The 13,317-nt window shown below is 64.8% G+C and carries 13 protein-coding genes and 1 tRNA gene; 6 read left to right on the top strand and 8 right to left on the bottom strand.

Features of this window, described 5'->3' with window-relative positions; genetic code table 11:
* Nucleotides 1-6: 6 nt before the first annotated feature.
* Both msrP and O9320_02500 read right to left on the bottom strand, forming a co-directional pair.
* A complete protein-coding gene (gene msrP / locus O9320_02505; protein ID MCZ8309694.1) occupies nt 7-969 on the bottom strand; it encodes a protein-methionine-sulfoxide reductase catalytic subunit MsrP in 963 nt (320 codons plus the stop codon).
* Between the two features lie 11 nt (nt 970-980).
* Nucleotides 981-1,535 (bottom strand): tetratricopeptide repeat protein, encoded by a 555-nt coding sequence (locus tag O9320_02500; GenBank protein MCZ8309693.1) that lies wholly within the window; start codon nt 1,533-1,535, stop codon nt 981-983.
* A 135-nt stretch (nt 1,536-1,670) separates the two neighbouring features.
* Between O9320_02500 and O9320_02495 the strand changes: the two genes are divergently transcribed.
* The 5 genes from O9320_02495 to O9320_02475 all read left to right on the top strand — a co-directional run bounded on the left by O9320_02495 (nt 1,671) and on the right by O9320_02475 (nt 7,739).
* On the top strand, nt 1,671-2,756 hold the full coding sequence (locus tag O9320_02495; protein MCZ8309692.1) for a M14 family metallopeptidase: 1,086 nt from the start codon (nt 1,671-1,673) through the stop codon (nt 2,754-2,756).
* 28 nt (nt 2,757-2,784) lie between these two features.
* On the top strand, nt 2,785-3,246 hold the full coding sequence (locus tag O9320_02490; GenBank protein MCZ8309691.1) for a GatB/YqeY domain-containing protein: 462 nt from the start codon (nt 2,785-2,787) through the stop codon (nt 3,244-3,246).
* Between the two features lie 12 nt (nt 3,247-3,258).
* The gene (gene dnaG / locus O9320_02485; GenBank protein ID MCZ8309690.1) at nt 3,259-5,127 is read left to right on the top strand and encodes a DNA primase; all 1,869 of its coding nucleotides are present in this window, start codon (nt 3,259-3,261) and stop codon (nt 5,125-5,127) included.
* Nucleotides 5,128-5,205: 78 nt separating this feature from the next.
* Nucleotides 5,206-7,257 (top strand): RNA polymerase sigma factor RpoD, encoded by a 2,052-nt coding sequence (gene rpoD, locus O9320_02480; protein MCZ8309689.1) that lies wholly within the window; start codon nt 5,206-5,208, stop codon nt 7,255-7,257.
* Nucleotides 7,258-7,666: 409 nt separating this feature from the next.
* Nucleotides 7,667-7,739, top strand: a tRNA-Ile gene (locus tag O9320_02475).
* A 46-nt stretch (nt 7,740-7,785) separates the two neighbouring features.
* Here O9320_02475 and O9320_02470 read toward each other — a convergent pair.
* Nucleotides 7,786-8,151 (bottom strand): hypothetical protein, encoded by a 366-nt coding sequence (locus tag O9320_02470; protein MCZ8309688.1) that lies wholly within the window; start codon nt 8,149-8,151, stop codon nt 7,786-7,788.
* Nucleotides 8,148-9,149, bottom strand: a complete 1,002-nt coding sequence (locus tag O9320_02465) for a hypothetical protein (protein ID MCZ8309687.1) — start codon at nt 9,147-9,149, stop codon at nt 8,148-8,150. The genes O9320_02470 and O9320_02465 overlap by 4 nt, the downstream gene beginning before the upstream one ends.
* 184 nt (nt 9,150-9,333) lie before the next feature.
* Here O9320_02465 and O9320_02460 point away from each other — a divergent pair, with 184 nt between their 5' ends.
* Nucleotides 9,334-10,260, top strand: coding sequence for an SMP-30/gluconolactonase/LRE family protein (locus O9320_02460; protein ID MCZ8309686.1), 927 nt, complete (start codon nt 9,334-9,336; stop codon nt 10,258-10,260).
* Here O9320_02460 and O9320_02455 read toward each other — a convergent pair.
* The 4 genes from O9320_02455 to O9320_02440 form a co-directional block, all read right to left on the bottom strand.
* The gene (locus O9320_02455) at nt 10,236-10,628 is read right to left on the bottom strand and encodes a hypothetical protein (protein ID MCZ8309685.1); all 393 of its coding nucleotides are present in this window, start codon (nt 10,626-10,628) and stop codon (nt 10,236-10,238) included. The two genes, O9320_02460 and O9320_02455, sit on opposite strands and share 25 nt — an antisense overlap.
* 88 nt (nt 10,629-10,716) lie before the next feature.
* Nucleotides 10,717-11,031: a hypothetical protein gene (locus O9320_02450; GenBank protein MCZ8309684.1), complete on the bottom strand. Its 315-nt coding sequence runs from the start codon at nt 11,029-11,031 to the stop codon at nt 10,717-10,719.
* A gap of 3 nt (nt 11,032-11,034) precedes the next feature.
* Nucleotides 11,035-11,361, bottom strand: coding sequence for a YggT family protein (locus tag O9320_02445; GenBank protein MCZ8309683.1), 327 nt, complete (start codon nt 11,359-11,361; stop codon nt 11,035-11,037).
* A gap of 103 nt (nt 11,362-11,464) precedes the next feature.
* Nucleotides 11,465-13,315 (bottom strand): cation acetate symporter, encoded by a 1,851-nt coding sequence (locus O9320_02440; GenBank protein ID MCZ8309682.1) that lies wholly within the window; start codon nt 13,313-13,315, stop codon nt 11,465-11,467.
* Between the last annotated feature and the right edge of the window lie 2 nt (nt 13,316-13,317).

Raw genomic sequence — 13,317 nt, 5'->3', positions numbered from 1 at the left:
GCTGCCTTACGCCCACAGCCGTTCGTTCTGGCGGTTCTCGTAGAGGCTCGCCACGAAATCGCCGTAGCCGTTGAAGAGCTGCGAGGGCACGCGCTGGCCGCCCTTGCCGATCAATTCTTCGCTCGCCTGGCTCCAGCGCGGATGGGCAACGCGCGGATTGACGTTGGCCCAGAAGCCGTATTCGCGCTCGCCGAGTTCGAGCCAGAAGGTTTTGGGCCGCTGGTCGGTGAATTTGAACTTCACGAGCGACTTGACCGATTTGAAGCCGTATTTCCAAGGCACAACGAGCCGCAACGGCGCCCCGTTCTGGCGCGGAATCGGCTTGCCGTAGATGCCGGTGGCAATGAAGGCGAGTTCGTTTGTCGCCTCGTCGAGTGCGAGGCCCTCCGTGTAGGGCCAGGGATACCAGCTTGCGCGCTGGCCGGGTGCGACCGTCGGCATCTGGAAGGTTTCCATCTGCAGGTACTTCGCCGAGGACAGCGGCTTGCACCATTCGACGAGGCTTGCGAGCGGAAAGCCGGTCCACGGCACGGTCATCGCCCAGGCCTCCACGCAGCGGAAGCGGTAGACGCGCTCTTCGAGCTTCATGGCTTTCAGCAGATCGTCGATATCGACCGTGCGCGGCTGCTCGACCATGCCTTCGATCTGCACCTGCCACGGGCGAATCGGCAGGCGCTGCGCCGCTTGCCAGATGTTCTTCGAGGTGCCGAACTCGTAGAAATTGTTGTAGGTCGTCGCGATCTTTTCGTCCGTAAGCTCGCGGTCGACGCGGTAGCGCATGTTGCGCATTGCCGGATAGAGCCCGGCACTTGGATCCTCGCCGCCTGCGGGCGCCTGGGCATGGGCCGGCAGCGCTGTCGCGGCAGCGGCGGCTACACCCGCCGACAAGACATGGCGGCGCGACCATGCCGATTCCGAAGTCGTCTCGCGCTCGGGAATTTCCCAGCCGCGGGTTCTTTTGATCAGCATTTTGCGATCTCCTAAATGGCGCCGTTGCGCCGTTTGCGGCGCAGCGCATCGACGGCGGTTTGTATCTGCGGCATGTGCGGGTTGACGGCCAAGGCACGCTCGAAGGCTTCGAGGGCGGCCAAGTCGTCGTTGCGGGCCTGAGCGATGAGGCCGAGGCCGGAAAGGGCGCCGAAATGCCGCGGCTCGAGTGCCACGACTTTTTCAGCGTCGGCCTTGGATTCGTCGAGCCGGCCGAGCTGGTAGAGGATCGTCGCCCGACGGTTCCAGCCCTCGGCATAATCCGGCTTCAGCGTGACGATCGCGTCGAACAGTGCAAACGCGCCGAGCTGGTCACCGCGCTGCTCGGCCACGAGAGCCAAATCGAGCAGCGACTGTGTGCTCGAATCCTTGGGGTCGAGCCAGATTTGCCAGATCGCGCGTTCGATGGTTTTAGCGTCGGCCGGGTCTTGGGTTGCGATCAGGCGTTCGAACAGCCGGTCGAGGCGCGCATCGGCCGCCGCGACCGGGCCGACGGCGAAGCCCGCCGCCAGCGCCAGGGCTAGGGCGAAGAAGCGAACAATTGCCAAAACCCGTTTCATGGCCTCAAGCATGCGGTCAAACGCACTTTCGTGTAAAGAGGGCCGGTTTTGCGCCCCTTTGCTTTTCGCATCCGCGTGGCGCAAAGTTACGGCCCGTTTTTGCGAAGTGGACCCCGAGCGACCATGTCTGCCAATGCGTTTTTTGCGCGCGACTACAGCGGTGCGCGCGCCCTGTTCCTGGAGGCCGCCAAGCCACACGCCACGCGGCTGCGCACGCTGCGTCATCCGCTGCGTGGGCCCCAGGGCGAGCAGCTTTTCTGCGACGCCGTGTGGGTGGGGCCGGCCGACGCCGCACGCGTGCTGGTGACGATCTCCTCGACCCACGGGATCGAGGGGTTCTGCGGCTCGGGTGCTCAGACCGGCTGGTTCCGGACCGGCGAGGTCCGCGAATTGCCGCCGGGCTTGGCGCAGCTCCATATCCACGCCATCAATCCGCACGGTTTTGCGTGGCTGCGCCGCGTCAACGAAGACAATGTCGATCTCAACCGCAATTTCGTGCCGCATATCGGCCCCTATCCCGAAAATCCGGGCTACGAGACGATGGCAGCCGCCCTTAATCCGCCAGAATGGACGCTGGCGGCCCAGGCTGCAGCCAAGCAGCAGCTGGAGGCCTATGCCAAGCGCCATGGCCAAGCGGCGTGGCAGGCGGCCGTGTCGGGCGGCCAGTACACCCATCCCGACGGTATTTTCTTCGGCGGCCATGCGCCGACTTGGTCGAACCGCATGCTCGCGACCTTGTTCCGCGATTGGCTGGCGCGGGCCAAGCACGTGGCGATCGTCGATTTCCACACCGGCTTGGGGCCGCGCGGCTACGGGGAACTCATCTGGGCGCTGCCGGTGGGCCAGCCTGGTTTCGAGCGCGCCGTGCAATGGTACGGGCCCGACGTGACCTCGCCCGACGCCGGCACCTCGACCTCGGCGGTGCTGAACGGTACCAACGGCGAGGGCTTCGTGCGCTTTCTGCCGCAAGCCGAACTCACGGCCATTGCGCTCGAGTACGGCACGATCGAACTTGCCGACGTGCTCGACGCCGTGCGCGCCGACAATTGGCTGCACAACCATGCCGATCTGGCGGGCGAAGATTCGCGCCGCATCAAGCTGCAGATGCGCGAGGCGTTTGCCCCCGGCGATGCCGCGTGGCGCGAGGCGGTGTGGGCACGCGCCGAAGAAATCCTGCGCAAGACCGGCTTCGGTCTTGCGAATTCCTGATCCGATTTTTCCGCGAAGGACTTTTCAGATGACGCTGCGCACAAGCTTCACCGATGCGATGAAAGAAGCCATGAAGGCCAAGGACGCGCCGCGCCTGGGTGCAGTCCGCATGGCGATGGCCGAACTCAAAAAACGCGACATCGATGCCCGCGCGACTGGCAACATGGATGGCATTGCCGACGGCGAGATCCTTGCCATGCTGCAGAAGATGATCGCCAGCCGCCGCGATTCGATCGCCCTCTACAATCAAGGCGGGCGCCCGGAACTGGCGCAAGCCGAGGCCGCCGAGATCGCCGTGCTCGAAACCTTCCTGCCGCAGCAGATGTCGGCAGCCGACGTTGAAGCCGCGATCGACGCCGCCGTCGCCGAGACCGGGGCAAGCAGCCTCAAAGACATGGGCAAGGTCATGGCGATCGTAAAAGCCAAATACACCGGCCAGATGGACCTCGGCGCCGCCTCGGCGGCAATCAAGAAGCGGCTCGGCGGGTAAGGGCAGGCGGGAATGGCTTTTCCGCCCGCATTTCTGGAAGAACTGCGCGCCCGGCTGACGCTGTCGTCGGTCGTCGGGCGACGGGTGAAGCTTGCCAAGGCAGGGCGCGAGTACAAAGCCTGCTGCCCATTCCACAACGAAAAATCGGCGAGCTTCTACGTCAACGACGACAAGAACTTCTTCCATTGTTTCGGCTGCGGCGCGCATGGCGACGTGATCGGCTTCACGATGCGCATCGACCATCTGGCTTTCCCGGAGGCGGTCGAGAAGCTTGCGGGCGAAGCCGGGCTCGACGTGCCGCGCCTCAGCCCCCAAGAGCGCCAGCAGGCCGAACGCGCCAAGACCCTGGGCGATGCGGTCGAGGCGGCGTGCCTGTGGTTCCAGGAACGGCTGTTCGCCCCCGAGGGAAAAGCAGCCCTTGCCTATCTGCGCGGCCGTGGCCTCACCGACGACACGATCGAACGCTTTCGCTTAGGCTTCGCCCCCGACGGGCGGGGCAATCTGCAGGCGGCGCTGAAGGCCAAGGGCTTCGAACCGGCCCAATTGTCCGAAGCGGGCCTCACCGGCACGCCGGACGACGGCCGCGCCCCGTTCGACTTTTTCCGCAACCGGGTGATGTTCCCGATCACGGACCGGCGCGGGCGCGTGATCGCGTTCGGCGGCCGCGTGATGGACGATTCCAAGCCCAAATACCTCAATAGCCGCGATACGCCGCTGTTCCATAAACGCGACAATCTCTATGCGCTCGACAAAGCCCGCCTCGCGGTCGGCGCCAAGAAGGCACAGGCCGTCGTCGCCGAGGGCTATATGGACGTTATCGCCCTCCATCAGGCGGGTTTTGCCGGGGCGGTCGCCCCGCTCGGCACGGCCCTGACCGAGGGCCAACTCGCCGCCCTGTGGAAAATCGACCCCGAGCCGACCGTCTGCCTCGACGGCGATGCCGCCGGCCAGCGGGCGGCCCTGAAAGCCGCCGACATCGCTCTGCCGCTGCTCAAACCCGGCTTTTCGCTGCGGTTTGCGACCCTGCCGGCTGGCGAAGACCCCGACTCTCTGGTCCGTCAGACCGGGGCCGAGGCGTTTGCGGCCCTTCTGGCCCGCCCGCTCGGCATTGCCGATGTGATTTTCCAGGCTGAAATCGTCGGCAAGTCCGTTACCGGCCCCGACCAACGGGCGGCCCTCGAGGGCGCTTTGCGCGAGCGATTGGCCAAAATCGCCGATCCCACGGTCAAACGCGCCTACGAAAGCGAGTGGATTTACAAGCGCTTGCGCAATCTGGGTCGGGCGCCGGCCGTACCCTTCAACCGCGACAAGAATTGGCGCCGCAACCAGCAAGGGTCAGGTCCGGTTTTGAGCACCAGCGGCCTGCGCGCCACCGGCGACGTGGGCTTGTTGCTGCGCCGCCAGGCCCAGGTGCTGCTGGCCACCGTCCTCAACCATCCCGAATTGCTGGTCGAGGAGGCTGAAACGCTGGCCCAGATCGAGCTTGGCGACCGCACTCTCGACCGGATCCGTACCGCGTTGCTCGATTGCGCGCATACCGCCCATGCGAGGGCCGAGGCTGGCGAGACTCCGCTTGACACAAGCGCTCTGATTGACCACTTATCCGGTCAGGGAATGGCTGACGAGGCTTCGCGGCTGACGCAACCAACCCTCTACGAACACGGGGCTTTTGCCGATCCGGCTGCTTCTGCGCAAGCGGCACGGAACGGCTTCTGCCACGTGTTGGCGCTGTTTTCGCGCCGCCGGATGGAAGAAGAGCTGCGCTTGAGCCAGCGCGCTTTGGCCGCCAACCCGTCGGACGCGACGCTCGCCAAGGTCGAGGGCCAAGCCGCCCACCTGCGCGCCCAGGTGGCCGAATTGACCCCCGACGACGACCGTTAGGGCGGGCTGATCCGCCCGGCGAATTGTCGGCCGATTTAAGTTGGTATTCGTCCGCCGTTTTCCTCGCGAGGCCATTCGATGTCGACCAAGGTCAAGCCCGTCCCCGCTGCTCCCCCGCGCGAGGAGGCCCCCGACGGCCCGCTGATGGACGCCACCGCCGCCTTGGTCAAGAAGATGATCGCCCGCGGCCGCGAACGCGGCTACGTGACCTACGACGAAATCAACGCCGTTCTGCCGCCCGACCAGGTGTCGTCCGAGCAGATCGAAGACACGCTGGCGCTGCTGAGCGAGCAGGGCATCAACGTCGTCGAAAACGAAGAACCCGACGACGAAGACGGAGCGGCTGCTGCCGGCGCCGACGGTGCCGATTCCGGCCCCAAGGCGCCGATCCAGGCGCGCGTGGGCGGCGAAGAAGCCGACGAGGAAGAAGAAGGCAAACGCGGCAACGTCGATGCCGATTCGATCGGCCGCACCGACGATCCCGTGCGCATGTATCTGCGCGAGATGGGCTCGATCGAACTGTTGAGCCGCGAAGGCGAAATCGCCATCGCCAAGCGCATCGAGGCCGGCCGCGAGAAGATGATCTCGGCCTTGTGCGAGAGCCCGCTCACGATGCGCGCCGTCGTGCATTGGCGCGATGCGCTGGTCGAAGGCAAGATGCTGCTGCGCGACGTGATCGATCTCGACGCCACCAACGGCGGCGGCCCCGGCGGCCAAGGCCCCGGCGCCATGGGCCCCGGCGGCGTGCCTGCCGTGATCGAAGCCCCGCGTCCGCCGCCGGCCGAAACCGACGATGCCGAGCCGGTCGAAGGTGCCGAAGGCGAGGGGGCCGTTGCCGCCGACGCCGATGGCGGCGAGGAAAACGTTTCGCTCTCGGCCCTCGAGCAGCAGCTGAAGCCCGAAGTTCTCGAACGCCTCGAGAAGCTCGCGGGTGTGTACAAGCGCCTCTACCGCATGCAGGAAAAGCGCATGGAAGCGCTTTTGGCCGGCAAGCAGTTCAGCCCCGTTTCGGAAAAGCACTACCAGAAGCTCAAGCAAGACCTGATCGAGCAGCTCGCCGACGTGCATCTGAACAACACGCGCATCGAGCAGCTGATGGGCCAGCTGTACGATCTCAACCGCAAGCTGCTGACGGCCGAAGGCCGCCTCTTGCGCTATGCCGAAGAGAGCGGGATCAAGCGCGACGAGTTCCTGTCCAAATATTCGGGCAAGGAAGTCGATCCGCGCTGGTTCGGCCGTGTGGCCCGCCTCACCGGCAAGGGCTGGAAGAAATACACGACCAAGTACAAAAACGAGATCGCGCAGCTCCGCAAGGACGTGTCGGAAATCTCCGAACGTTCGGGCCTGCCGACCGGCGAATTCAAGAAGACCGTGAGCCAGGTCCAGCAGGGCGAGCGCGAAGCAGCGCGCGCCAAGAAGGAAATGGTCGAGGCCAATCTTCGCCTCGTGATTTCGATCGCCAAGAAATACACGAACCGCGGCCTGCAGTTCCTCGACCTCATTCAGGAAGGCAATATCGGCCTCATGAAGGCGGTCGACAAGTTCGAGTATCGCCGCGGCTACAAGTTCAGCACCTACGCGACGTGGTGGATCCGCCAGGCGATCACGCGTTCGATCGCCGACCAGGCGCGCACGATCCGCATCCCCGTGCACATGATCGAGACGATCAACAAGCTCGTGCGCACGAGCCGCCAGATCCTGCACGAGATCGGCCGCGAGCCCACGCCCGAGGAATTGGCCGAAAAGCTCGGCATGCCGCTCGAGAAGGTGCGCAAGGTCCTCAAGATCGCCAAGGAGCCGATCAGCCTCGAAACGCCGATCGGCGACGAGGAGGATTCGCATCTCGGCGACTTCATCGAGGACAAAAACGCCGTGCTGCCCGTCGATGCCGCGATCCAGGCCAATCTGCGCGAGACCACCACGCGCGTGCTGGCCACGCTCACGCCGCGCGAAGAGCGCGTGCTGCGCATGCGCTTCGGCATCGGCATGAACACGGACCACACGCTCGAAGAGGTGGGCCAGCAGTTCAACGTGACGCGCGAGCGCATCCGCCAGATCGAAGCCAAGGCCCTGCGCAAGCTCAAGCACCCGAGCCGCTCGCGCAAGCTGCGCAGCTTCCTCGATACGTAAGCCCAGGACGCGGCCGGGCGAACCCCGGCCGTGGACCCTGTGCACAACTTCTGCGCGACATAGACGCGACATCTATGCGACGCCTACGCGACCTGGACGCGACATAGACGCAACGGTTTTCATATCAAGCCTTTGATTCGAAACGATCCGTCGCACCGAATCGCTCCAAAAATTCCGGACCGCCCGCGCGACGCGATGGCCACCCTTGGCCTGCACCCGCCCGATCCCTTTTTACAATGTCAAACAGCGCCCCGAATTACGCTTCGGATGGAAATTAACCTAACATAGATATTTTGATCTTTAAAGAACAAAAGTTAAACATTGTTCCCCTGCATACGTTGTTTGAAGTCTTTTCGGCGCCCTTGGCGCCGTCCCCCCGTCGGGCTAGAACTTGGCTCCCGCATCCTGGGGGCCCGTAGTTCAGCGGTTAGAACCCGCCGCTCATAACGGTGTTGTCGCAGGTTCGAATCCTGCCGGGCCCACCGGTGCCGATTTGGCGATGCTTGCCGCGTGGCCGATTGCAGCCCTTCAGGCTTCGCCCGGACCCGCTTCCATGAACGCGTCGAGCACGAGGGCGGCGAGGCCGGAATTGGGGCCGCTCGGGTTGCGCAGCGTCCAAGTGCCGGCGGCGAATTCGGGCGTGCGCCGCACGATGCGCGCCGTACCTTTGACGCGGATGCGCCCCATGGCGGCGGCGATCGCGAGTTCGAAATCGAATTCGACGCCGGTTTCGGGGAGTGCCTCGCGTCCTTGCGCCGCGACGGCGACGCGAAAGCCGGTGCGGCTCCAGTCGAGGCACGCATGGGCACCTGCCCCCGGTTCGTGCGTGGGCGTCAGCGCGCCGCTTGCCACCTCGTAGCGCGGTTCGCGCCGCCGGTTCAATTCTTCGCTCATGCGTGCCTCGTCCAGGCTTGTTCGTTGGGATAGGTGCGCGCCACGAACTGGTAGATGTAGACGACCGCGCGTTCGACTTTGGCGCTGCGCGCCGGTGCAAGGTCGCGCCAGAGTTCCAGCATCGCGTCCCATTTCATGAACTCGGCGCGCAGACCGTCGCGCGTCGCGCGGATGAAGGCGATGGCGGAGGGCAGGTTGGGCATCACGTTGGCGGTTTCGCCCGTCTGGGCGTCGAGATCGTCGAAGGTGTGGGCGAAGCGCTGGAGCGGCGGGCCCATGAGTTTGAGGGTGCGGTCGAGTTCCTCGGTGGTCTTGCGGTCGCCGCGATACTGGCGGTGCAGTTCGCGCAGTTTTGCGCGCAGCCGCTCGATCTGCGCCAGCCGCTCGCGCAGGGCTTCGATGTAGGCAAGTTCCTTGGCGAGCGTCGCCACGCGCCCCAGAACCTCGCCTTTGCGCGACGCGGGCAGGCCCATATGCTGGGCAAGCTTGGCGAAGGCTTCGCGCAGCCGCGCTTTCGTCTCCGGGTCTTCGGCGAGTTTCACCAGCGCCGACGGTTCCAGTGCCTCGCCTTTCCCGTCGCCCATCCAGGCGAGCAGCGACAGGCTGATGCGCCCCTCGGCGACCAGCAGATGGTGGGGCTCGATCTGCCACGAGGCAGCGCCGTCGAGAATCTCCGACGGGATCGGATCGCCGGGGGCGATGCGTTTGACGTGGACGAGCGCGCGGCGCACGAGTTCGAGCATCTGCGCGTCCCGGCTTGACGCCGGAATCGAAAAGCCCGCCCCGATCGTGTCGATGTCGATATTGGCGACCACGTCGCCCAGATCCACGACAAGGCTGGGCTTGCCGGTCGCCTCGTCGATCGCGAAGACCGCCCCTTTGGTCTGGAACAGCAGATGCTCGAACGCAAAATGCGTCGGCGCATCGGGCCCGCGCAGCAAGGCGGCCGGATCGGGACGGTTGTCTTTCTGCGTCGAGGGCAACTCGGAAGGGGACATGGCGCCCATTATAGAGAACTGCAAAGGTTAACAATGTCTCAAGTTTTCGACGCGCGGCCGCAAGGTCGGCCCGCGTGCGGTGGGATTGCTTGAGAAAGCCTCAAGCAGGCTTGTGCGCATTGCAAAACCGCCCCGTACGCGGCCACAATGGCGGAAATCCCAAAAACCAATGCGGAGAAACGCCATGTGGCAGCAGAGCGAAACCTATCCCGATCCGCGCGTGGAAGCTCTCGATCCGCGATTTGCCAAGCTCGTGCATTTCCATGCCGCTGTCGAGCGCGTGGCGACCGGCATGCGCTGGTCGGAAGGGCCGGTCTGGTTCGGCGACCAGAATTGCGTGGTGTGGAGCGACATCCCGAACAACCGCATGATGCGCTTCGATGCCGGCACGAACGCGGTTTCGGCTTTTCGCAGCCCCTCCGACAATTCCAACGGCAACACGCGCGACCGCGAGGGCAGGCTCGTCACGTGCGAGCATCGCACGCGGCGCGTGACGCGCACCGAATACGACGGCAGCGTCACTGTGTTGGTCGACCGGTTCGAGGGCAAGCGCCTCAATTCGCCCAACGACGTCGTGGTCAAATCCGACGGCTCGGTCTGGTTCAGCGATCCCGTGTTCGGCATCCTCGGCGACTACGAGGGCGAACCCGCACCAAGCGAAACGCCGATGGCGTTCTACCGTTTCGATCCCAAGACCGGCCGCACCACGGTCGTGGCCGACGGCATCGACGGACCCAACGGCCTGTGTTTTTCGCCCGACGAGACGAAGCTCTATGTCGTGGAATCGGCGTCGCGGCCGCGCAATCTCTATGTCTACGATGTGGTCGCCGACGGCACGAAACTCGCCAACAAACGCCCCTTCGGCGCATGCGAGGCGGGCACGCCCGACGGCATTCGCTGCGACGTGCACGGCAATGTGTGGGCGGGCTGGGGCATGGTGCCGGGCTTGAACGGGGTGCGCGTCTTCGCCCCCGACGGCACGGTGCTGGGCCAGATCCATCTGCCCGAGCGCTGCGCCAATCTGTGTTTCGGCGGGGCGGCCAAAAACCGCCTGTTCATGGCGGCGAGCCAGTCGCTCTACGCGCTCTACGTCAACGTGCGCGGGGCCTGAAGCAGCCACGTGAGCAGCGTTGCGCACCAGAACAACGTGGCGAGGGCGGCGGCGTAGACTGCAAATTCGCGGAACGAGTCGTAGAGCGCGTTGGTGACGACGCGGTGCACGTGCGTTTCCGGCACGTCGAGGCGGCGCTGCAGCATCCCCCACACTTCGGTCGTCTTGTGCGAGCGGCCGCGCACGCGATCGGCCTTCAGCACCAGAATGGCGGTGGCAAGCGTGCAGCCGATAGCCGCCAGTTTGAAGGCCATCATGGGCCAAGCGATCAGGCTGAAACTGACCATCGACACGGCCAGTGCGCCGAAGCCGCACCCGCGTGCGACCGAAATCCGCGCCATGGCACGGACACGCTCGATTTCGTCCATGAAAGAGCCCCCCGACCCCGACGCCACGGCTCGGACGATCCCCAGCCGGATACCGCGATTTAAGCCTAGGCCAGTCGGTGGGATTTGGCTAGAGGCCGAGCAGGCGCAGCACGGTGGGGGTCGAAACGAACAGGCAGCCCGCGATCCAGACCTGCATGGCGCGTTCGGTGGGTTCCGTCTGGCGGGTGAGCCCCTCGTAGAGCGCGGCGGCAACGCCGCCTACCAGTAGCGTGCTCATGCCAAGCAGGAACGACGCGCTGTAAAACACCGTCTCGCGCGTCAGCGGCACGATCTCCGGCAGGAAAAACGGCACGAAAAACGCGACCCAGGGCAGCCACGGCGACAAGGTGCCGTTGGCGAGGCTGACCGCAAGTGCGACCGCAAACAGATTGCGCGGGTCCATGGCCTAGCTCCCGCCCGCAGTTGAAAGGACGGGGGCGAGGCCGAGTTTGAACAGCACGAACGAGCCCACGAGCCGCAAGAGCCCGAGCCAGAAAAACGCGATCAGCGGCAGCCACAGCGGGCGCACGTAAATGGGGGTGATGAAGCGCATCGCCGCCACCACCCAATCGGTCAGTAGGCGGAACCAGCGCCAAATATAGTTGCGCGAGTCCATCGGCAGGATGTTGCCGAGCATGAAGCGGCCGATGCAGGTCCATTGCACGACCGCGATGCCGTACACGAACAGAAAGAAGACCGGATAGTCGAAGACGAAGTTGGGGGTACCCGTCATGGGCCAACGCTCTACCCGATTTCGCGGATTTCCGAAAGAGAAAGGGCGGGATCTTGCGATCCCGCCCCTCCGTTCTTTGCCGTTTCCGGCAATGCGTCGACGCTTAGTGCGCCGGCGCGTCGCCTTCCGCGAGCTTCACCGCACCCGTGGGGATGCGGATCGAGTCGATGAAGTCCTGCATTTCCTGCGGCGGCGGCGTCGTGAGCTTGGAGACGATGATCGTCGCCAAGAACGAAGCCGGGATGCCGAAGATGCCGACCGAGATCGAGTTCAGACCGAACGGCCACGCCACCTGGCGGCCGCGTGCGGCCACGAGAGTGGTGCTGTCGCCCAGCACACCCTTCATCCAGGGCCCGTAGAACTCCGACGCGAGCAGCATGAACATGCACACGCCGAAGCCTGTGATCATGCCAGCCAGCACGCCCGGCTTGTTGGTGCCCTTCCACCACACGCCGAGGACCAGACCTGCGAACAGGCCCGACGCGGCGATGGAGAAGGCCCAAGCGACCAGGAACAGGATGTCTGCCCCCAAGCTGCCCGCGACCCATGCGCCCAGCAAGGCGAGCACCACGAGCAGCACGCGCGAGATCATCATCCGCTTGGCCGTTTCGGCCTTCGGATCGATAACCTTGTAGTACACGTCGTGCGACATGGCGTTCGACATGGCGAGCAGCAGGCCGTCGGCGGTCGAGAGTGCGGCCGCAAGGCCGCCTGCGGCCACCAAGCCTGCGATCACGTAAGGCAGGCCGGCGATTTCCGGCGTTGCCAACACGATCGCGTCGCCCTGGATGCGGAACTCGGCGAGCTGCACGATGCCGTCGCGATTGGCGTCGTTCACCGCCACCAGACCGATCCGCGTCCATTCCGCCACCCAGGCCGGCAGCGACGCGATCGGTTGGCCGATCACGTTCTGGTAGACCTCGAGCTTCGCGAACGCCGCGTAGGCCGGCGCCGTGAAGTACAGCAGATAGATGAAGAAGATCGACCAGCCGACCGAGGCACGCGCTTCACGCACGGTGGGCGTGGTGAAGTAGCGCATCAGGATGTGCGGCAACGACGCCGTCCCGATCATCAAGCAGAAGGCCAACGCGAAGAAGTTGACCATGCGCATGAACTCGTACTCGCCGCGCGCGTTCGAGAACGGGTTGGTGTGCGCGTTCAAGATGCCGAGGCTCTTTTCGAGGGCCGCGACCTTCTCGAGCGCTTGACCGTACATCAGCTGCGGGATCGGAACGCCCGTGACTTCGGCCGACAGAATCGTGACCGGGATCAGGTACGCGACGATCAGGATGATGTACTGGGCGACCTGGGTCCAGGTCACCGCCTTCATGCCGCCCATCATCGAGCACACCAGGATGCCGACGAGACCGGCATAGACAGCGAGCTGGAAGGGCAGGCCCAGGAAGCGCGAGGCGATGATGCCCACGCCCACGAGCTGCGCCACCATGTACACGAACGACGCCGTGACGAGCACGACGACCGCCAACAGCCGTGCGGCATTGCCGCCGTAGCGGGCCCCGAAGAAGTCGGGAACCGTGTACTGGCCGAACTTGCGCAAGTACGGCGCCATCAGCACGGCCACCAGCACGTAGCCGCCGGTCCAGCCGATGACGAAGGCGTTGGCGTCGTAGCCCCCAAGATAGAGCGTGCCCGCCATGCCGATGAACGAGGCTGCCGACATCCAGTCGGACGCCGTCGCCATGCCGTTGTAGAAGGCCGGAACGGATCGTCCCGCGACGTAGTATTCGGTGAGCTGGCCGGTGCGCGACAGGAAGCCGATGACCGCATAGACGGTCAGGGTGCCTGCGACGAACATGTAGCCGAGATAGACGTTCGGCACGCCTGCATATTCGAGAATGCCGATCAAAACGGTGAACGCCACGAAGCAACCGGTATAGATCGCGTAGATCCGCCCCAGGTTGTTGAGGAACCCACCTTCCATTTTCATAGCCATGG

It is taken from the genome of Magnetospirillum sp., assembly GCA_027532905.1.
In the GTDB taxonomy this organism is placed as follows: Bacteria; Pseudomonadota; Alphaproteobacteria; order CACIAM-22H2; family CACIAM-22H2; genus Tagaea.
Note: the sequence above shows the minus strand (reverse complement) of the source record. Positions and strands in the feature narration are given on the sequence as shown.